Source organism: uncultured Sphaerochaeta sp. (genome assembly GCF_963676625.2).
Classification (GTDB): domain Bacteria; phylum Spirochaetota; class Spirochaetia; order Sphaerochaetales; family Sphaerochaetaceae; genus Sphaerochaeta.
This window is the reverse complement of record NZ_CAXXYB010000010.1, coordinates 71,757-89,501: the sequence shown is the minus strand read 5'-3', so window position 1 is coordinate 89,501 and position 17,745 is coordinate 71,757. Positions and strand designations below refer to the sequence as shown.

Genomic DNA, 17,745 nt, shown 5'->3' with positions numbered 1-17,745 from the left:
CCTCAGATTTTCTTGATAAAAACCGAATCCAGTCCAACTCCGAGGGTAACCAGTGAAGTTACGATAAGACCTGAAACAATGACACCGCCGAATACTGCCATCATGGTCTTTCGCTTGTCAAGTCCTAAAATCCAGGATCCGAGGGTTCCTGTCCAGGCACCGGTGATAGGAAGAGGTATGGCGACGAACAGCAAGATCCCCCAATATCCAAAACGATTTACCTTGGAGGCAATCCTATGTTGTGCCTTTGCTATAAATTTGTCAAAAAAGGAGATATACCAATTCCAATGGGTGTAGAAAAGCTTGTGGAAGGTTGCCAGGAAGGTATAGCAAATAGGTGCAACCATCGCATTGGCAATAATGCAAAGTGGGGTTGCATAGACAAGATCATATCCATTGAAAAAAGCATAGGGAATACCCCCTCTCAACTCACTGATAGGAAGGATTGAGAGCAGGACGCTGATCAAGAGGTGCGTATCGCCCATCATTTCTTTCCTTTCAAAACATCTGTTGTTACATTTTTTGACTCAATGGAAATTGCGTTTGCAGGGCAGATTTCATGGCAGCAGTAGCAACGAACACACAGTGAGGTGTCAATCTCAATATGTTTGTTCACTAGTTTTAAAGCTCCTACGGGACATATTTCAACACAACGCTTACATTGGATGCAAGGTTCCGGGAGAAACTTTGGGGCAGGTCTTTCTTCTCTCTTGGATAGTTTTTTCTTGAATTTTCGTGACAAGAAAGGAGCAACAAGTGAACCAAAGAATTTTGTCACCTGCTGTTGCTCTATCCTGAGAAAATCCTTGATGACCAAATCCTTGGCATCAAGTCCCGGATATGAAGGAGGGCAACTTCCAAGATTTCTCTTCAATCCTTCCTTGACAATGGGGATGGTCATCGGATCATATCCCATGATGACTGCCTGGCTGTAATCGAGTGCGATGCAATCAGTGGAAGCCAATAGGTATCCGACTTTACAAGGAATCCCGTTGGCAGGGCCAGCTCCTTCCATGCCTATGATTCCATCCATGAGGGCAAAAGATGGTTTTACTGTCGTAAGAATACCGACTATCAGGGAAGCAAATGCTTCTCGTGTAGGGTAAATTACATGGGATGGACTCTTATGAAGCCCTGGAACCAAACCAAACAGGTTCTTGGTGGCACCAGTGGAATACATGAGTTGATGGGTCTTGAACTTGGGGAGACTGATAATCATATCTACCTGTTCCAGAATTGATGCCAGTTGTATTTTCTTTCCATGGGTATAAGGAATTGCATGGGTAGTGGAATTTTTGGTGAAATCGACCCATTGCACGTTTTCGTCCATGCAGACCTGTGCTATCCCACAGTTTCGAGGAGAAAAGGCAGGACCTTGCAACCCCGGGGAATCCCCGACAAGAATCTCCTTTGCTCCCTGCTCCTTGAGCAAATGAATCATTGCCTTTACAATTGCCGGATTTGTCGTAATTCCAGTCTCTTTTTTCGCGTCGGAAAGGATGTTCGGTTTGAGTAGTACTTTTTTTCCGGAAACATCAGGCATGGATCCCAGAATACAGACATCCTTGATCTTTTTATCCAATACATCCTGTTCATATGTAGCACATGCAACAATGGCGACGGTACTCATGAGGTTCTCCTTATCAGACAAAAATAGAGAGGCCCTTTTCCACTTGAGGAATCAGGTAGAATTATTGAACCATAGGTTCTTTTCTCACAATAAGGTGGATCAATAGGTATTAATTCAAATCGACCTTCTCGTTTTGTAAAGAGCTTTGAGATGACTTCTTCGTCTTCCAAGGGAGCCAAGGCACAGGTGCTGTACAATATGTAGCCACCGACCTTTACAGCTTCAAGAGCTCCGGCAAGCATTGCGAATTGTTGTATTGCAAGATGCTTTGGCCGTGAAGGAGTCCATTTTTCAAGGGCAGAGGAATCACAAAGGACGTGGCGCTCACTTGAACAGGGAGCATCAAGGAGGATGCGATCATAGGTATTCTGTTCGTATAGTCCCCATTTTGCGGCGTCATGTCCGCTGACAGAAATGGAAGCCTTCCATTCGTCCCGAATATGCGTATCTATTACGTTACGCAATCTGGCTCTTCTGGCAGAGGAACGGTCATTTGCCCTGAGGAAACCTGTTCCTTTCAAGATCGAGGCAATCACGAGAGTTTTACCACCGGGTGCGGCACACATATCGAGGACATTGTCACCGGGTTGTACATCCAGAAGCCTGGCACAAATTATCGAGGCCTCATCAAGGTAATACTCGCTGGTCAATTCTTGTTTGAAAGCAATTGGCTGGCGGTCTTCAAGCAAGGAAGCCCGCAAAGTTGGCCAGCGTTCAAGGAAAATTTGTTGGTAATACTCATCAAAGAGGAGTTTTCCCCCTTTCCCTTTTTGTTTTTTACCCATGAACCCACTGTACTGGATTTTGAACCTCTTGTGAACTACCAACACACATGATATGCTCTCCCCATGGCATATGTAACAGCGTTCCTGGAAGGAATAATCAGTTTTATAAGTCCGTGCATCCTGCCTATACTGCCCTTGTATTTTTCGTATTTGGCCGGAGGAATTTCTGATGAAGAGCATAAAGGGATGCTTCTTCGCAATAGCTTGGCGTTTGTCGCTGGCTTTACCCTGCTTTTTATGGCTTTGGGGGCGGCCTCTACTGCAATTGGTCAATTCCTCAGTGAGCATCTTGTTTTACTGAATAGAATAGGGGGAGTACTGGTAATACTTTTTGCCTTGAACAATCTAGGCGTTTTCTTCATTCCCTTTTTCAATGGTACCCATAAATTTCAGTTCAAGAGCATGAAGAATATGACGATAGGCAAATCCATTCTCTTTGGTATTGTTTTTGCAGTGGGCTGGACTCCATGTGTAGGGCCCTTTCTCGGTTCTGCCTTGATGATGGCTGCCAATGCGGCCCTGCTCTGGAAAGGCATGCTTACTCTCTTATGCTATGCCCTGGGCTTGGCGGTACCTTTTTTGTTTGCCGCTGTATTGCTTGAACAATTGGAAGGTGTCTTTCAGGCTATCAAGAACCATTCAAAACTGATATCCCTGATAAGTGGACTTTTCTTATTGGCCTTTGGTATTGTTCTTTTGCTGGGATTCAATCCTGCAGCATTATTTTTGTAAGGAGTTTTGATATATGAAAAAGAATGTTAGGAATTTACTTATAACCGTAATAATATTCATAGTGCTTTTAGTAGTCGCATTGGTTGCTTACAATGGTTTGAAAGACAACGCCGGCTCGTCAGTTGAATATATCCCAACTATCAAGGAATCGGCGGTCTCTGCTGTAGTTCCTCCCGCAACAGAGGTGAAGCCCGTTGCTGAAAAGGCTTCTATGGATAATGCTACAGTGCCAGCAACACCTGCAGCTACTACAGATTCCGTGCAAACTGCAGATAAAACTGCAGTTTCTGATGCCACTGCAACTACTGAAACTGCAGAGCAATCTGCAAACAATCAAGAAGCTCCGAAAATGCCCGATATTCCATTGACCAAATTGGATGGAACGAAAACTTCCTTTGATACGGTTCGCCAGGGAAAACCGGTGATCATCAACTATTTTGCCTCATGGTGTCCCCCCTGCAAACAGGAATTGCCGGATTTCTTGAAGGCTTATGAGAAATACAAGGACCAGATTGAATTTATTTTTATTGATAGTCTTGATGGATCCCGAGAAACGGAATCTACCATCAAGGCCTTCGTAAAGGACTTTCCCTTTACTGGACCTGTATATTTTGATGATGGTGCTTTTGCCTATTTGTTCCAGACCTCCTCACTTCCCACCACGGTAATATTTTCCAGTGACGGAACAGTGTTGGGTGGGCATCTTGGAATGATAAGCAAAGAAGTTCTGCAGAAAGATATTGAAACCTTATTGCCTTAGTACAGCAGAAGCATATAGCCGATAAAGAAAAGAGCGCTTCCGGCAATACAGAATAGATGCCAGATAGCATGGTAGTGGGGAAGTTTTTTATTTGCGTAAAAAATAACCCCTACCGAATAGGTTATGCCAGCGGCGAAAACCCAGGTAGTCAATCCTTTGGGAAAATAGGGTATGATACTGCCCCAAAAGAATACGATAAGCCAGCCCATCGCCAGATAGAGAATAACATGCAGGGGACCTAGCTTTCCCCAGAATATCAAGGTAAATGCAATTCCCAACGCAGCTATCAACCAAACGGCCAAGAGCAACGTATGGGCCAAGGGAGTTCCTACGTACATCAACATCGGAGTATAGGTGCCGGCAATCAGAAAATAGATGTTGCTATGATCCAGGATACGGCAGAATCTCTTTGCGTCATTGTGGGGAAGATGATGATACATTGCCGATGCACTATAGAGCAACAACATGGTGAAGCCCCAAACGATCATTCCTGCCTTCAAACCGAAAGAGGGTAGTTGCGAGGTCCTTGCAAAGATGATAATCAAGGCAATTACTGCAAGAATTGCTCCAATAACGTGAGTCATGGCATTTTCTTTTTCTGCTTTTTCATCATCGTAGGAATGCAGGGTAATATGTTTTTCCAGCCATGAGGGTTTGAGTGTTTCCATTGTAAAGATTCTCCTTGGAGAAAACTGTATCGTGCAGAAGGGTCTGAGACAACCTGTAGTGAAAAAAAAATTCAACTAGTATACTTATACTAAGCAATCAAGTTTATACATTACAAGAAATACTGAAAATAAAACAATTCTTGCGTATTTTTTTTGCAAAACGAAAGTTTTGTTTTTCAGTCAAACTCTACCTGCATAAAATCAAATGATACTCTATATCGATTCCGAAAATCCTGATGTTTTGTATTGCTGTCACTATTTCCACGGATAAAAAAACAGGGCCGAAGCCCTGTCCTTGGTAAAGCTAGAGAATGTGATCAAGGAAAAGTTTTGTTCGTTCACTTGTTGGATTGGAAAACATTTGCTCAGGTTTCCCTATTTCGATGATTTCTCCACCATCCATAAAGATTACCTTGTCTGCAGCAGCCCTTGCAAAGCCCATTTCATGGGTTACGAGGAGCATTGTCATTCCTGTCTTCGCTAACTTGAGCATGACATCCAGGACTTCCTTTATCATTTCTGGATCAAGTGCACTGGTAGGTTCATCAAAGAGCATGACTTTTGGGTTCATCGCCAGTGCTCGAGCGATTGCCACTCTTTGCTGTTGGCCCCCTGAAAGTTGATTTGGGTATACCTCGGCTTTTTCCTCGAGGCCCACGAGTTGCAATAATTCCCTGCCTTGTTTTTCTGCTTTTGCTTTTTGAAGTTTTTTTACTTTGAGGGGTGCCAGGGTTATATTCTCCAAAGCTGTGAGGTGGGGGAAGAGATTGAAGGATTGAAATACCATGCCAACTTCTTCCCTGATTTTTCTCAAATCGACAGCAGGATCCGTGACATCATCCTCATCAATGAAAATATGGCCACTGGTAGGAATTTCCAGCTTGTTCACCGTCCTGAGGAGTGTACTTTTTCCACTACCTGAGGGACCGATAATTACGACTACTTCTCCATTTTCTACCAATAGGGATGCATTTTTGACTGCATGTACCGGTGCATTGTCAGTAATATAATCCTTGGTGAGGTTTTCGATTCGTATTCTAGCCATTCTTATGCAACCTTTCCTCGAGCAAACCGACGAGGCGGGAAAGTAGAAGGGTTATCACCAGGTAAATCAAGGCAACGATCAACATGGTTTCCAAGGATAGGAAGGTTCTGGAAATATATTCCCTTCCTTTTCTGAGAATATCGCTTAATGCAATGGTTGAAACCAATGAAGAATCCTTTAACATCGATATGAACTCATTTCCAATGGCGGGAAGCACTATTTTTACCGTCTGGGGAAGAATGACATAGCGAAAGGCCTGTCCCCTGGTAAGTCCCAGCGCAATGGCTGCTTCCATCTGTCCTCTTGGAATTGCCTGAATTCCAGCTCTGACAATCTCTCCCATATAGGCGCCAAAACAAATGGAAAGGGCTACTACCGCTGCAATCATCCCTTCGATATGGAAGAATCTTCCCATTGCATAATAGATGAAGATCAATTGGACCAGAAGCGGGATTCCCCTGATGAGTTCTACATATACTCCGCTGACCATATTTATCCAGCGATGCTTGCTTACTGATCCAAGACCTGTAAGCGTTCCGATGACAATTGCTCCCAGTATTGCAAAAATAGTTGCTTCAAAAGTGACGGGAGTTCCTTGTATAGTGACTAAAAATATGTCGCGAAAGGGATGTGGCTTGAAAATAACCAGACCTGCCAACAAGCCCAAGGCACTGAAGAATGTTATTCTCCACGAGTTGAGAACATGTCCATCATCTTTTCTGGGAATAAGGACCCCATCTGTCATTTGGATGGTCATGTTTTTTTTCTTGGTTGACATAGAGTCTATGGAAACAATTTTCTTCTTTGCATTTTCTTGTTTCATTTCGTCAAAATCATCTGATTGCTTGTCCATTATATCTCACTGTAGAAAGGATTGAATCAAACCTAATTACTACATAATTATACAAATTTTGTCAAGCTGGCATGTATATTTATTCAACCTATGGTGTTTACCTAATGAGAAAGAGGTTTATGAAAATTGAAAAAAATAAGCTTCTTTCTTGAATACCACTAGTTGTCATATACTTTACCTGCTAGGTAGTATATACATCCATGTGTATGTATAAAGGAGCCAATTATGTCCATCTTATTAGTATTTGCGATTATTTTTATTACACTGGCCCTAGTATTCTACACTGTCGGGGTCTGGGGCGAAAAGATCTCGGGAACCCTTTCCTTTTGGAACCTGACCTGTTTTTGGATCGGACTTATTTTTGACACAACGGGAACGACACTCATGTCTTTCATCAATGGCGGAAAATTGAGTCTGAATTTTCATGCCGTAATTGGTGCCACAGCAATCGTCTTGATGATTTTCCATGCAATATGGGCTACTTTGGTATTTTTCAAAGGGAATGAAACCAAGAAGGCTTCTTTCCATCGACTAAGTTTGTTTGTTTGGCTTATTTGGCTTATTCCCTATGGAACAGGAATGTTTTTGCATATGATTTAAACAAAGCCTGAGATTTGATAAATAAGGACCTCCAAGAAGGTTTTTCAACTTTTGGAGGTCCTTATTCTGGAAAAAAATCCTAGAGAATATTCCACTTGGTCCTGAGTTTGTCCATGGTCCCATTTTTCTCCAAGGTAGCAAGACTGTCATTTACCAGTTTCAAGAGGGTAGCGTCGCCTTTCTTGATTGCTATTGCAATAGGTTCGCCAGTAGTGCTTGCAGTTCCTGTTACATGAAGTTTTCCTGCATAATTTGCATTTGCCAAGACATAGTCACTTGCAATAACTGAATCTGTAACGACACAGTCAAGATTTCCGTTAAGTAAGTCTTCTATGCCGAATCCAATTTCATCATATGCCTTGATATTGATGTTTGCACCTGGATTTGCCTTCAGGTAGTCTTCAAGATAGATATGGCCGGTTGTGCCGAGTTGGACTCCCACGGTCTTGTTTTTCAAGGCAGTGACATCGGTTAAATCAGAAACTGCCTTTGGAGCAATGATAGCCTGGGTTATAGTCATGATTGGAGTGGAGAAATCCATGGAAGGCTTTCTTTCGTCGGTTACGGAAACACCTGAGGCAACCGCATCATAGGATCCATTGGCCAATCCGGCGAAAATACCATCCCAGGCAACATTCCTGATGGTAATGGTCTTTCCCGAAAGAGTGGCTATTTCATTGACCAGATCAATTTCAAATCCTACGACATCTCCTTTTTCGTCTACGAATTCAAGAGGGGGCCATGCACAGTTTGCAGCAAATACATAGGAATTCTTTTCCTTTGTTTCTTTCTGCCCTTGCGCGAACAGGGTAGAAGTACAACAAAGCATTAAAGCAAGGATTACGATTGCAATTTTTTTCATGGTGGTATCTCCTTAAGATATGCGAAATAATGAATAATCATGCACTGTTTGTCAAGTATATTGGAATAAATATGCAATAAAAAAGAATATTATGCATGAATATCCCAAAAAAAAGAGGAGCTTAAGCTCCCCTTCAGTCTCTTGTTCAACTAGGTCTACAAAAGATTCCACTTTTTCTTCAAGGCATCAAAGGAACCGTCTTTCTTCATCGTATCCAGTCCTTTGTTAACTAAATTGAGCAACTCAGTATTGCCCTTCTTGACGGCAATTGCGATATCCTCATGGGTGAAAGGAGTTCCTGCAACCATCAGTTTACTGCTATAATTTGCATTTGCCAGTACAAAGTCACTTGCAATAAGAGAATCGCATACTACGGCATCAAGATTGCCATTGATCATATCTTCGATGGCTAAACCAATATCATCATATACTTTCTTGGTAACTTTGTAGTTTTCCAAGGCAAAATCCCCGGTAGTCCCAATCTGGACACCAATTTTCTTTCCTGTAAGGTTCTCGATTCCCTTGACGGAATCCTTGTCGGAAGAACGGATAATGACTACTTGTCCTGCCTGGAGAATCGGTTCAGAGAAATCCATGGAATTCTTGCGTTCCTCAGTTACCGTTACGCCGGAAGAAACTCCATCATAGGCACCATTGGAAAGTCCTGCAAAAATTGTATCCCAGGGAATATTCTTTACAGTCATGGAAACCCCGACTTTTTGTCCGATAAGAGGCATGAGCTCTACCTCAAAGCCGGTCAAGACACCATTGTCAACAAACTCGAGAGGGGGCCAAGTTGCATCAGCAGCAAAAACATATCCCTTCTGGGTTTCCTTGGAACCATTTGCAAACAAACATCCTATACTGACTAACACAATAGCCAATAACATTCCTGTTTTCTTCATGATATTTTCAATCCTCCAAAAAAAATGAGACAAAATAAAAGGTATTGCCCCAACAGGGCAATAAATCAAGGCTAATCTTAGAAATGCATTACTGGATGCGTCAATACGTAGCTTGTCATTCCAACGCCAATGATCAAACCTACGATAACCCCTCCTACAACCTGGCTGAATGAATGACCCAGCATAGTCTTGAGGTTTTCCGGCGTGAATTGTCCTTCTCTATGTAAATCAGAAAGAATTCTACTCCATTCATTGATAACCTCGGCCTGTTTCCCTGCTTCTCTGCGTACGCCCATTGCATCGTGGATTACAATTGCGGCAAAAGTAATTGCAATGGCAAAATCCACGGTACCAACCCCTTCTGTCATGCCTATGCTGGTCAAAAGTGCAATTACTCCGGCAGTATGGCTGGAAGGCATGCTCCCCGTACTATGAAGCAACGACCAATCGAATTGATGATCAAAAATTGCGTTGATGAAGGGCTTCATCAACTGTGCCAAAAATATTGCCAAGGCAGCAGAAAGAAAAGGTGCGTTATGCAGAATATCATTATTCATGTTCCCACACTACATACTTTTTGGGCCTTACGCAAGGATGCTCCTTGCTCTTGTAGGTATAAAGTTGTTATACCTTCACTACTAGGGAGAATTTCATGGAATTCGCACAAGAAAAAACTGCCTCGATTCAATTCTGGGTACTCAATGTCTCTTCATTCATTGCCCAGTTGACAATAGCAATGGTGAACTTAGTCATCGTATATCATTTAAAAGATTATTTTGGATTGACAGCCGAAAAAATAGGCATTGCAACATCGATAACAACTGCCATGTATCTAGTTTTCTGTATTGCAGGAGCCTCCATATGCACGCATTTCAGGCCTCGGAATCTTGTAGAGGTTTCTCTTGCGGGAATGGCTGTCTCCGTTGCATTCTTTGCCTCAACCAGTAATCTGATCGTTGCCTATTGCAGCCTTGCTTTTTATGGTGCCTTCATGAGTTTGCTATGGCCTCAGATCGAGGGTTGGTTTTCTCGCGGGAAGGAAGGAGCCCAGCTGAATCATGTCACCAATGCCTTCAATTTCTCCTGGTCGTTTGGAGTCGGTGTTTCTTCGTATGTAGCGGGTATATTGGTTGAACATTCAACCACGCTCCCTTTTTATATCGCTGTAGTGTTGTTTTTTATTGTTTTTCTACTCATTTATCTGAGCAGTGTCATTGTACCCGGAATTCGTGCGGTTGCAAGCGAACATACAGAAATTCAGCAAAGCCAGCAAAAGGACAATAGTACTTCGCTCAGATATTATAGTTGGATTGGTTTGATGCTTGTCTATTCCGGTATGAGCTTGATCCTTACCATTTTCCCGCTCTATGCGCAGGATGTTTTGAAAATAAGTGAAAGTACTACGGGTTTGTTATTGCTTATTCGGGGAGTTACCACTTGTTTCGGATTCTTGGCTCTGGGATTGACAGGGTTCTGGCAGTTCAAGAAGAGCTATATTTTCTTGACTCAGATACTTTTTTCAATTCTTTGTCTGGCTGCTGTTCATATTCGGTCAATTGCAGGATATGCGATTTTTTTCTTCGTATTTGGTCTTGTATTTGCCTCTGGCTATGATTTGAGTATGTTCCATGGTGCAAGTGGTTGTCTCAATAGATCCCAGCGAATGATCATTCATGAAGTACTTCTTACCGTAGGAAGTATTTTTGGCGCAGTCTTCGGTGGCTTTATCTATGAGCAATTTTCTTTTCAGATGGTGCTTCAGTTGTTTGCGATCATTTCAGGAATTGTCATCATCCTTGAGCTTGGTGTTTCTTTTTTGTTGGACAACATGAAAAGCAATAAAACAGCATAGGGCAAAGGTTTTGCAAAAAGGACCAAAACCATATACAATACAATAAATTTACAAGAAAGCAGGAGTACCTATGGGTAAGACACTCACCGAAAAAATTCTCTTATCACACCTTGAGGAAGGCAATATTGAATCAGGTAAACCAATCGGGATTCACATTGACCAGACATTGACCCAGGATGCAACGGGGACAATGGCTTACCTTCAGTTTGAATCGATGCAACTGGACCATGTCAAGAATGAATTGGCCGTAAGTTATGTTGACCATAACACCGTTCAGGTAGGATTCGAGAACGCCGATGATCATCAATATCTACAGAGTGTAGCTGCAAGCAAGGGAATAGTTTTTTCCCGAGCCGGTAACGGAATTTGTCATCAAGTACATCTTGAACGATTCGGTATTCCTGGAAAGACTTTGCTGGGCAGTGATAGCCATACTCCCACCGGAGGTGGCATTGCCATGATCTCCATTGGTGCAGGAGGTCTTGATGTGGCAGTTGCCATGGCTGGAGGTCCCTTTCATATCATAAGCCCAAAAGTCATTGAAATTCGACTTACCGGGAAACTCAGGCCCTGGGTTTCTGCCAAGGATGTGATTTTGGCAGTTCTGCAGCATTTTACGGTCAAGGGTAATGTAAACTGTGTGTTTGAATATACCGGTGAAGGGATTGCTACCTTGCAAGTACCTGATCGCGCAACCATTTGCAACATGGGTGCCGAATGTGGAGTAACTACCAGTATTTTCCCTTCTGATGAAAATACCCTTGCTTTCCTTGAAGCCCAGGGAAGAGCACAGGATTACCAGAAATTGACAGCTGATGAAGATGCTGTCTATGATGGATTTTTCCAGCTTGACCTTTCCCAATTGGAACCTCTTTGTGCTTGTCCTCATTCTCCGGGCAATATAGCCAGGATGAAAGACTTTGCTGGCAAGAAAATTGACCAGGTTCTCATTGGCTCCTGCACGAACAGCAGTTATACCGATATGAAGAAAGTTGCTGATATTCTTGAGGGGCATACGATTGCCGAGAATGTAAGTTTGGGAATTGCCCCTGGAAGCAGGGAAGTGTTGCTTATGCTCGCTTCTGATGGTTCGCTCGGAAAAATGATTGCAAGTGGTGCAAGAATATTGGAAAGTGCCTGTGGTTTTTGCATCGGAAATCATCAAAGCCCAAATACCAATGGTATTTCCTTGCGAACGAGCAACAGAAACTTTGAGGGACGAAGTGGAACGAAAAGTGCACAAATGTATTTGGTCAGTCCTGAGAGTGCAGCGCTCAGCGCCATTGCAGGGGTGTTTGTAGATCCCCTTTCTGATCATGGGATTTCGTATCCTGTAGTCTCGATGCCAAAGAAATTTATTTTGGATGACACCATGTTTATTTTCCCTCCAATCAAGGGAACAAAAGTTGAGATTCTCAGGGGACCGAATATCGGTAATCCTCCTTCCAATACTCCTTTGGATCAAGATCTTTCAGGAGTTGTTGCCATCAAGGTCGGGGATAAGATTACCACCGATCATATCATGCCCGCTGGGGCCCGATTGAAATACCGCTCCAATATTCCCCAGTACTCAAAATATGTATTTGAGCCGGTCGACCCTCTTTTCCCTGCGCGTGCTGCTGAAAATAGGGATGCTGGGATTGGCAATGTCATTGTTGCAGGTTTCTCTTATGGGCAGGGATCAAGCCGTGAACATGCAGCTATTTGCCCGATGTATCTTGGTGTGAAGGCGGTCATTGCCCTTTCCATTGAACGTATCCATCAAAATAACCTTTGCAATTTTGGAATTGTTCCCTTGACCTTTGTACATGAAGCCGATTACCTGAGAATTCAGGAAGGTGACGAACTGTTCATTGGCGATATGCCTGGCCAAATTGAGAAAGGAACGGTCATCATGGAAGATAAAACAGCAAACATCAAAATTTCCCTCAACTGTGACTGTACGGAAGACCAGAAGACAATGTTGTATGCCGGTGGGTTGCTCAATGTACTTAAGGAGAGAAAATAATGGATAGTCTTATTACATTGAAAAACGGAAAACTTTTTGTACCTTCCCATCCTATCGTTCCCTTCATCGAGGGGGACGGGGTTGGTAAGGAAATTACCGCTGTCATGAAACAAGTTGTTGATACCGCTGTTGCCAAGGCCTATGCTGGCAACCGTACAATAGAATGGAAAGAGATTCTTGCCGGTCAGAAAGCCATGGATGAAGTGGGATCCTTTCTTCCTGATGAAACCTTGGATGCAATTTCTCATTATAAAGTCGCTATCAAAGGTCCTCTCACCACTCCTGTTGGCAAGGGAATGCGCTCCTTGAATGTAACGCTTCGCCAGAAGCTGGACCTGTATGTATGTCTTCGTCCTGTTGAATATCTTTGTGGGGTACCTTCTCCGGTCAAACATCCTGAAAAAGTCGATATGGTAGTTTTTCGCGAAAACACAGAGGATATCTATGCAGGCATTGAATGGGAAGCAGGGTCTTCGGAAGTAGGGAAGGTGCTAGCCTTTCTTGCTGATGAAATGGGAGTGGATAAAATACGGTTTCCCAAAAGTAGTGCACTCGGGATCAAGCCTGTTTCCAGGGAAGGTTCGGAGCGCTTGATTCGCTCCGCTATTTCCTATGCGCTGGAGAATGACCGCAGGAACGTTACCCTTGTCCATAAAGGAAATATCATGAAGTTCACCGAAGGGGGATTTCTTACATGGGGGTATGCCCTTGCAGAAAGGGAATTTGGGGCAGTCAAGAATGCGCAAGGCCGATATTTTATCAAAAGACAAGGACAGGAAGATCTTGAAATCAAGGATTGTATCTGTGATGCCTTTCTCCAGAATATATTGTTGAAGCCAGAGGTCTACGATGTGATTGCGACCTTGAATCTCAATGGAGACTATATTTCTGATGCCCTGGCTGCCGAAATTGGCGGTATTGGTATTGCTCCCGGAGCAAATATCAATTATGAGAGTGGGTTCGCCATTTTTGAGGCAACTCATGGAACAGCGCCTGATATCGCCGGAAAAAACCTTGTAAATCCTCTGTCCTTGGTTCTTTCTGCTGAAATGATGTTGCGTTATCTTCATTGGAATGAAGCAGCTGATTTAGTTCGCGATTCTGTATCCAGGAGTATTTCCAGTGGAAAGGTAACCCAGGATTTTTATCATCTTCTCCAAGATGAAAAAATCCCCTCTGTCTTGTTGGGGACGAGGGAGTTTGGCGAAACTTTGATAGAGAATTTATAAACTGAACTGCCTGAAATCACTGAGAAGGCCATGGACATGTTCCATGGCCTTTGTTGTCTGGATATCTGCCCCGTTGCTAGCTATTGCGTAGATTTCCCGGATACCTGCCTTTGTTGCACTAAGAATGCCACTTCTTGTATCTTCAAAGACGATGCATGTGGAAGGTTCCCTGTTCAAGGCCTTGCAGGTATCGAGATAGATGTCAGGTTCTGGCTTTCCTTTTCGTATCCCATTGTCAGTTATTATATATTCATCATCAAAGTAACGGGAAAGTGCAAACCATTTTTTGTAGGCGTCCATATTATCAGGGCACGCACTGGTTGCAATGGCCAGGGGAATACCTTGTTGCATAGCTTCTTTGAACAAGGTCTCTGCTCCAGGAGCCAAGGAAAGTGGCGCTTGTTTTTCACAAATCGCCCGATACACGTCTTCCTTTTCCCTGGAAATCCTATTTACAATCTCTTGATCGCAAAAACCCCCAAATAGATAGGGAATTGTTTCTATATTGGTTCTTCCGTTGAGCATGTGCATTTCAGCATCAGAAAATATCTTGCCCCTGTATTTCAAGGCAATGAAATCCCAGGCCTCCCTGTTATAGGAGGTATCCCAGAATAACGTGCCATTGAAATCAAATATAAGAGCTTTATCGGTCTTCAAGCGGTAGTACCTCTCGAACTTGAGGACCTGAATATACCTGTCGAGGACGTCCAATCTTCTGGTATGGATCATGTCTCCACTCCAACCAGTGAGAAATCCAACCAGGAAGTCTTCCCAGGGCAAACAAAACCGTAAACATCGATTCAGGAATTCCCATGGAATGGAAGATAATTCCCGTATAGAAGTCAACATTTGGATAGAGGTGACGTTCAATGAAATAGCTGTCGTGCAGGGCAACGTCCTCAAGTTCCAGGGCAATTTTAAGCAATGGATCGTTCTGGCTTTCCACGCCAAGTACTTCATTGCAGATTGATTTTGCAATTTGGGCTCGGGGGTCATAGGTTTTGTAGACTCTATGTCCAAAACCGGAAAGCTTGAAAGGGTCCTCTTTGTCCTTGGCCCTTTTTACCACTTCCTCGATGCTCATTCCATCATTATGGATTTTCGTCAACATTTCGAGAACGGCTTGGTTGGCTCCTCCATGTTTGCTTCCCCAAAGGGCACAGCATCCTGCCGCCACTGAGGCATAGAGATTAGCCTCGCTGCTAGCTACCAGACGAACTGCACTGGTGGAGCAGTTTTGCTCATGATCAGCATGGAGGATCAAAAGTTCATTGAGAGCCTTGACATGTACAGGATCTGGAATATAAGCATTGACCGGAGTCTTGAACATCATATTCAGGAAGTTTTCGCAATATGAGTATTTATAGGTGGGCTCGACGAAATCAAGTCCATTCATTTGCCGATAACTGAATGCCGCGATGGTTCTCATCTTTGATAACAGGCGAGTGACGGTCAAGTCAACATTTTCTTCAGGGTCGACATCTTCCAACTCGGGATAAAAAGCTGACAGGGAGGCTACCATGGCAGAAAGGATTGACATTGGATGGGCTTCCTGAGGATAGTCGCGGAAAAAATTTCTCATATCGACATGCAAGAGGGAATGATTGTTGAGCAACTCCGCATAGGTATGTCTTTGGGCAAGATCAGGAAGCTCGCCTTTGATCAAAAGGTATGCCACTTCCACAAAATCACAATGTTCGACAAGATCCGCGATATCATACCCTCTGTAACGTAGGATTCCATTTTCCCCATCAACATAGCAAATGGAGCTCATGCAAGATCCTGTGTTTACAAAACCAGGGTCATAGGTAATGAACCCTGTATCCTTGCGCAGAGTGGTGATATCAATTGATTTCCCCCCCATATTGTCAGTAATTACGGGAAGTTCAACTTCCTTGTCCCCTAAGACAAGTTTTGCTGCTTCTTTTTGAATGTTCATATCAAACCTCCTGGTTGGAAAAGCAATATAACTGGGACAAACTGTCCAGTGCTGGCCTCTGTATCTATTTCGTTGAGTTTCCCCATTCCTGCTTTACGTCCCAAGATATCTCGAGTACCAAAGGCTAGGGTGGTAGTACTATCTAATTTCATTTTCCTTTTCAAACAATCAATGGGGTTTCCAAATTCATGAGTTCCGACAAGCATCCAGGTATCCAAAGCAATGATCTCTTTTGTCCTCATGGTCCACTATACCGACTATACTGTTCTCTAGGGGAAAGCAATGGTTAAAAAGTTCCCTTGTGTTTATTTACTTGATGACCTGTCCCTGTGGAAAGAGAAGCTCATGTTATATTAGAAAGCTGGCTTGCCTCTGTCGGGTGAACCAATCTGATATCATGAAGGCAGGCGAATATTGCTTGGATGATATTGAAATCTTTTGCAATATCGAGAGGAACCGAAATTCCTTTACCTTCCTTTGCAGGCAAGAATTGACCCTTTGAAGCAATTTTATTGCTTACAATAGCCTGAATTTCTGTGTTGAGCAAGCGGAAATATCGTTTGCTTCCTCTATCTTGGGTACCAACCGATCCCGTTGCAGATATATCCATCTAGTTATAGTCTCCACGATTAGCAATTCCTATTTTATCGTATTTTGTTTTGAATGAGAATATATCCATGAATATTTAGCAAAAGTGTAGCAAATGCCAACTGGTCATTAGCTGTTTGTAGCAGTATAATAGATTTCAGGAGAATAGAGATGCAAGGATTTTCCATACCATTGGATGAAGAAGTTGTAGATATTGCTGAATTTTTCAAAGTATTTGGCGATCCAACCAGATTGAAAATCCTGTTTCTCCTTGAACAAGGCGAGCTAGGAGTCAATACGATTTCCGAAACCTTGAATATGCAGCAGAGTACTATTAGCCAGCAGTTGAAATTGCTTCGCGCCAGGCGTCTGGTCCGTTTTAGGAAAGAGGGTAGAAATGTACTTTATAGGCTTAATGATGAGCATATTCATAGAATTTTGGCTCTAGGTATGGAACATTATGAGGAGTTGTTTTGAGAATTGCAATTATCTGTTTTAGTCCGACGGGGCAAAGCAAGGCTTGTTCTCTTGCCGTAGCCGAAGCAATGAAAAAACCCTATGAGATAGTTGATGTAACATTAGCTAAAAATCGCAAAGAATCCCTGTTTTTTGAAGAAACTTTACTTATTATCTCCTTTCCTGTATATGCCGGGAGGGTTCCAACCCTCTTTTCAAACTATTTGGAGCATTGTCTTTTTGGCAAGGATTGCCATGCCATCGCAATCGCTACCTATGGTAACAGGGATTATGATGATGCCTTGGTTGAAATCAAGGATCTCCTGGAAAGTAAGGGAATCCTGCTGACAGGCGCCGCGGCAATTGTAGCACAACATAGTTTTTCCAATGAAGTTGGTCTCGGAAGACCTGATGCCGAGGATTTTTTCATTCTTGATCGTTTGGCTGTTTCAGCGCCTACCCATAGGGAATCAGTTCAGGTAAATGGAAATCATCCTTTCCGGGAAGGAATACAACCGGACAATTTGCCCTATATGAGCATTGCAACTGATAATTGTATACACTGTGGGATGTGCCAGAACCATTGTCCAACCGAGGCAATTTTTCAGGATGATCCTTCTCTTTGCATCCATTGTTGTGCTTGTATACGAATATGTTCCCATCATGCAAGAGCTTTTGTGGACGAACGATTCCTTGCCTCTGTTGCTTGGCTTGAAAACCAATGCAAAGATAGGAAAAAGAGCGAATTGTTCATTTCTTGAACATAACCCTAATAATTTTGTGTAATAAGCTGGGATGGCCTAATATAGGGTGCCCTGGTTATTCTATATTCT

21 protein-coding genes are annotated in these 17,745 nt (G+C 43.0%); 8 read left to right on the top strand and 13 right to left on the bottom strand.

From position 1 onward, the window contains the following. Nucleotides 1-2: 2 nt before the first annotated feature. From ACHZBG_RS15820 to ACHZBG_RS15810, 3 genes are read right to left on the bottom strand one after another with little or no spacing between them, the layout of a single operon-like run. Nucleotides 3-485, bottom strand: coding sequence for a small multi-drug export protein (locus ACHZBG_RS15820; protein ID WP_320130434.1), 483 nt, complete (start codon nt 483-485; stop codon nt 3-5). Beyond that, a complete protein-coding gene (locus ACHZBG_RS15815) occupies nt 485-1,630 on the bottom strand; it encodes a DUF362 domain-containing protein (RefSeq protein ID WP_320130433.1) in 1,146 nt (381 codons plus the stop codon). The genes ACHZBG_RS15820 and ACHZBG_RS15815 overlap by 1 nt, the downstream gene beginning before the upstream one ends. Next, nucleotides 1,627-2,415 (bottom strand): RsmB/NOP family class I SAM-dependent RNA methyltransferase, encoded by a 789-nt coding sequence (locus ACHZBG_RS15810; protein ID WP_320130432.1) that lies wholly within the window; start codon nt 2,413-2,415, stop codon nt 1,627-1,629. Before ACHZBG_RS15810 ends, ACHZBG_RS15815 begins: the two co-directional genes overlap by 4 nt. A 63-nt stretch (nt 2,416-2,478) precedes the next feature. On the opposite strand from ACHZBG_RS15810, the gene ACHZBG_RS15805 reads away from it, so the two are divergent. Beyond that, nucleotides 2,479-3,147: a cytochrome c biogenesis protein CcdA gene (locus ACHZBG_RS15805; RefSeq protein ID WP_320130431.1), complete on the top strand. Its 669-nt coding sequence runs from the start codon at nt 2,479-2,481 to the stop codon at nt 3,145-3,147. 13 nt (nt 3,148-3,160) lie between these two features. Next, nucleotides 3,161-3,907 carry a TlpA disulfide reductase family protein gene (locus ACHZBG_RS15800; RefSeq protein ID WP_320130430.1) on the top strand — a complete coding sequence of 249 codons (747 nt, stop codon included), beginning with the start codon at nt 3,161-3,163 and terminating at the stop codon, nt 3,905-3,907. On the opposite strand, the gene ACHZBG_RS15795 is transcribed toward ACHZBG_RS15800, so the two are convergent. The 3 genes from ACHZBG_RS15795 to ACHZBG_RS15785 form a co-directional block, all read right to left on the bottom strand. Beyond that, nucleotides 3,904-4,575 (bottom strand): hemolysin III family protein, encoded by a 672-nt coding sequence (locus ACHZBG_RS15795; RefSeq protein WP_320130429.1) that lies wholly within the window; start codon nt 4,573-4,575, stop codon nt 3,904-3,906. The two genes, ACHZBG_RS15800 and ACHZBG_RS15795, sit on opposite strands and share 4 nt — an antisense overlap. 304 nt (nt 4,576-4,879) lie before the next feature. Then, nucleotides 4,880-5,620, bottom strand: coding sequence for an amino acid ABC transporter ATP-binding protein (locus ACHZBG_RS15790; protein WP_320130428.1), 741 nt, complete (start codon nt 5,618-5,620; stop codon nt 4,880-4,882). Next, nucleotides 5,613-6,473 (bottom strand): amino acid ABC transporter permease, encoded by an 861-nt coding sequence (locus ACHZBG_RS15785; RefSeq protein ID WP_320130427.1) that lies wholly within the window; start codon nt 6,471-6,473, stop codon nt 5,613-5,615. The genes ACHZBG_RS15790 and ACHZBG_RS15785 overlap by 8 nt, the downstream gene beginning before the upstream one ends. A 225-nt stretch (nt 6,474-6,698) precedes the next feature. On the opposite strand from ACHZBG_RS15785, the gene ACHZBG_RS15780 reads away from it, so the two are divergent. Continuing rightward, on the top strand, nt 6,699-7,073 hold the full coding sequence (locus ACHZBG_RS15780) for an HsmA family protein (protein ID WP_320130426.1): 375 nt from the start codon (nt 6,699-6,701) through the stop codon (nt 7,071-7,073). Nucleotides 7,074-7,152: 79 nt separating this feature from the next. Here ACHZBG_RS15780 and ACHZBG_RS15775 read toward each other — a convergent pair whose 3' ends face one another. The 3 genes from ACHZBG_RS15775 to ACHZBG_RS15765 form a co-directional block, all read right to left on the bottom strand. After that, complete coding sequence (locus ACHZBG_RS15775; RefSeq protein WP_320130425.1) at nt 7,153-7,935, bottom strand: transporter substrate-binding domain-containing protein; 783 nt, start codon at nt 7,933-7,935, stop codon at nt 7,153-7,155. Nucleotides 7,936-8,090: 155 nt separating this feature from the next. After that, on the bottom strand, nt 8,091-8,840 hold the full coding sequence (locus ACHZBG_RS15770; RefSeq protein WP_320130424.1) for a basic amino acid ABC transporter substrate-binding protein: 750 nt from the start codon (nt 8,838-8,840) through the stop codon (nt 8,091-8,093). Between the two features lie 77 nt (nt 8,841-8,917). Continuing rightward, entirely contained in the window at nt 8,918-9,397 is a 480-nt protein-coding gene (locus tag ACHZBG_RS15765) for a divergent PAP2 family protein (RefSeq protein ID WP_320130423.1), read from the bottom strand. Nucleotides 9,398-9,492: 95 nt separating this feature from the next. On the opposite strand from ACHZBG_RS15765, the gene ACHZBG_RS15760 reads away from it, so the two are divergent. From ACHZBG_RS15760 to icd, 3 genes are all read left to right on the top strand, one after another. Next, nucleotides 9,493-10,692, top strand: coding sequence for an MFS transporter (locus ACHZBG_RS15760; RefSeq protein ID WP_320130422.1), 1,200 nt, complete (start codon nt 9,493-9,495; stop codon nt 10,690-10,692). Between the two features lie 70 nt (nt 10,693-10,762). Beyond that, on the top strand, nt 10,763-12,700 hold the full coding sequence (locus tag ACHZBG_RS15755) for an aconitate hydratase (protein ID WP_320130421.1): 1,938 nt from the start codon (nt 10,763-10,765) through the stop codon (nt 12,698-12,700). Next, complete coding sequence (gene icd, locus ACHZBG_RS15750) at nt 12,700-13,929, top strand: NADP-dependent isocitrate dehydrogenase (RefSeq protein ID WP_320130420.1); 1,230 nt, start codon at nt 12,700-12,702, stop codon at nt 13,927-13,929. Before ACHZBG_RS15755 ends, icd begins: the two co-directional genes overlap by 1 nt. Here icd and ACHZBG_RS15745 read toward each other — a convergent pair. The 4 genes from ACHZBG_RS15745 to ACHZBG_RS15730 all read right to left on the bottom strand — a co-directional run bounded on the left by ACHZBG_RS15745 (nt 13,924) and on the right by ACHZBG_RS15730 (nt 16,478). Then, nucleotides 13,924-14,586, bottom strand: a complete 663-nt coding sequence (locus ACHZBG_RS15745; RefSeq protein WP_320130419.1) for an HAD family phosphatase — start codon at nt 14,584-14,586, stop codon at nt 13,924-13,926. The genes icd and ACHZBG_RS15745 overlap by 6 nt on opposite strands. After that, nucleotides 14,573-15,868 carry a citrate synthase gene (locus tag ACHZBG_RS15740; protein WP_320130418.1) on the bottom strand — a complete coding sequence of 432 codons (1,296 nt, stop codon included), beginning with the start codon at nt 15,866-15,868 and terminating at the stop codon, nt 14,573-14,575. Before ACHZBG_RS15740 ends, ACHZBG_RS15745 begins: the two co-directional genes overlap by 14 nt. Continuing rightward, nucleotides 15,865-16,110, bottom strand: coding sequence for a hypothetical protein (locus ACHZBG_RS15735; protein WP_320130417.1), 246 nt, complete (start codon nt 16,108-16,110; stop codon nt 15,865-15,867). The genes ACHZBG_RS15740 and ACHZBG_RS15735 overlap by 4 nt, the downstream gene beginning before the upstream one ends. A 101-nt stretch (nt 16,111-16,211) precedes the next feature. Next, nucleotides 16,212-16,478, bottom strand: coding sequence for a hypothetical protein (locus ACHZBG_RS15730; RefSeq protein WP_320130416.1), 267 nt, complete (start codon nt 16,476-16,478; stop codon nt 16,212-16,214). 149 nt (nt 16,479-16,627) lie between these two features. Between ACHZBG_RS15730 and ACHZBG_RS15725 the strand changes: the two genes are divergently transcribed. Together ACHZBG_RS15725 and ACHZBG_RS15720 are read left to right on the top strand one after the other, a co-directional pair. Then, on the top strand, nt 16,628-16,933 hold the full coding sequence (locus ACHZBG_RS15725; protein ID WP_320130415.1) for a metalloregulator ArsR/SmtB family transcription factor: 306 nt from the start codon (nt 16,628-16,630) through the stop codon (nt 16,931-16,933). Beyond that, the gene (locus ACHZBG_RS15720) at nt 16,930-17,673 is read left to right on the top strand and encodes a 4Fe-4S binding protein (RefSeq protein ID WP_320130414.1); all 744 of its coding nucleotides are present in this window, start codon (nt 16,930-16,932) and stop codon (nt 17,671-17,673) included. Before ACHZBG_RS15725 ends, ACHZBG_RS15720 begins: the two co-directional genes overlap by 4 nt. Nucleotides 17,674-17,745: the final 72 nt, after the last annotated feature.

Excerpts from the sequence above, each read along its gene's own strand:
- ACHZBG_RS15760 (WP_320130422.1), top strand. The coding sequence starts at position 9,493 with ATGGAATTCGCACAAGAAAAAACTGCCTCGATTCAATTCTGGGTACTC.
- ACHZBG_RS15775 (WP_320130425.1), bottom strand. The coding sequence starts at position 7,935 with ATGAAAAAAATTGCAATCGTAATCCTTGCTTTAATGCTTTGTTGTACT.
- ACHZBG_RS15790 (WP_320130428.1), bottom strand. The coding sequence starts at position 5,620 with ATGGCTAGAATACGAATCGAAAACCTCACCAAGGATTATATTACTGAC.
- ACHZBG_RS15815 (WP_320130433.1), bottom strand. The coding sequence starts at position 1,630 with ATGAGTACCGTCGCCATTGTTGCATGTGCTACATATGAACAGGATGTA.
- ACHZBG_RS15785 (WP_320130427.1), bottom strand. The coding sequence starts at position 6,473 with ATGGACAAGCAATCAGATGATTTTGACGAAATGAAACAAGAAAATGCA.
- ACHZBG_RS15810 (WP_320130432.1), bottom strand. The coding sequence starts at position 2,415 with ATGGGTAAAAAACAAAAAGGGAAAGGGGGAAAACTCCTCTTTGATGAG.
- ACHZBG_RS15740 (WP_320130418.1), bottom strand. The coding sequence starts at position 15,868 with ATGAACATTCAAAAAGAAGCAGCAAAACTTGTCTTAGGGGACAAGGAA.
- ACHZBG_RS15735 (WP_320130417.1), bottom strand. The coding sequence starts at position 16,110 with ATGAGGACAAAAGAGATCATTGCTTTGGATACCTGGATGCTTGTCGGA.
- ACHZBG_RS15800 (WP_320130430.1), top strand. The coding sequence starts at position 3,161 with ATGAAAAAGAATGTTAGGAATTTACTTATAACCGTAATAATATTCATA.
- ACHZBG_RS15730 (WP_320130416.1), bottom strand. The coding sequence starts at position 16,478 with ATGGATATATCTGCAACGGGATCGGTTGGTACCCAAGATAGAGGAAGC.
- icd (WP_320130420.1), top strand. The coding sequence starts at position 12,700 with ATGGATAGTCTTATTACATTGAAAAACGGAAAACTTTTTGTACCTTCC.
- ACHZBG_RS15765 (WP_320130423.1), bottom strand. The coding sequence starts at position 9,397 with ATGAATAATGATATTCTGCATAACGCACCTTTTCTTTCTGCTGCCTTG.
- ACHZBG_RS15805 (WP_320130431.1), top strand. The coding sequence starts at position 2,479 with ATGGCATATGTAACAGCGTTCCTGGAAGGAATAATCAGTTTTATAAGT.
- ACHZBG_RS15770 (WP_320130424.1), bottom strand. The coding sequence starts at position 8,840 with ATGAAGAAAACAGGAATGTTATTGGCTATTGTGTTAGTCAGTATAGGA.
- ACHZBG_RS15820 (WP_320130434.1), bottom strand. The coding sequence starts at position 485 with ATGGGCGATACGCACCTCTTGATCAGCGTCCTGCTCTCAATCCTTCCT.
- ACHZBG_RS15755 (WP_320130421.1), top strand. The coding sequence starts at position 10,763 with ATGGGTAAGACACTCACCGAAAAAATTCTCTTATCACACCTTGAGGAA.
- ACHZBG_RS15795 (WP_320130429.1), bottom strand. The coding sequence starts at position 4,575 with ATGGAAACACTCAAACCCTCATGGCTGGAAAAACATATTACCCTGCAT.
- ACHZBG_RS15780 (WP_320130426.1), top strand. The coding sequence starts at position 6,699 with ATGTCCATCTTATTAGTATTTGCGATTATTTTTATTACACTGGCCCTA.
- ACHZBG_RS15725 (WP_320130415.1), top strand. The coding sequence starts at position 16,628 with ATGCAAGGATTTTCCATACCATTGGATGAAGAAGTTGTAGATATTGCT.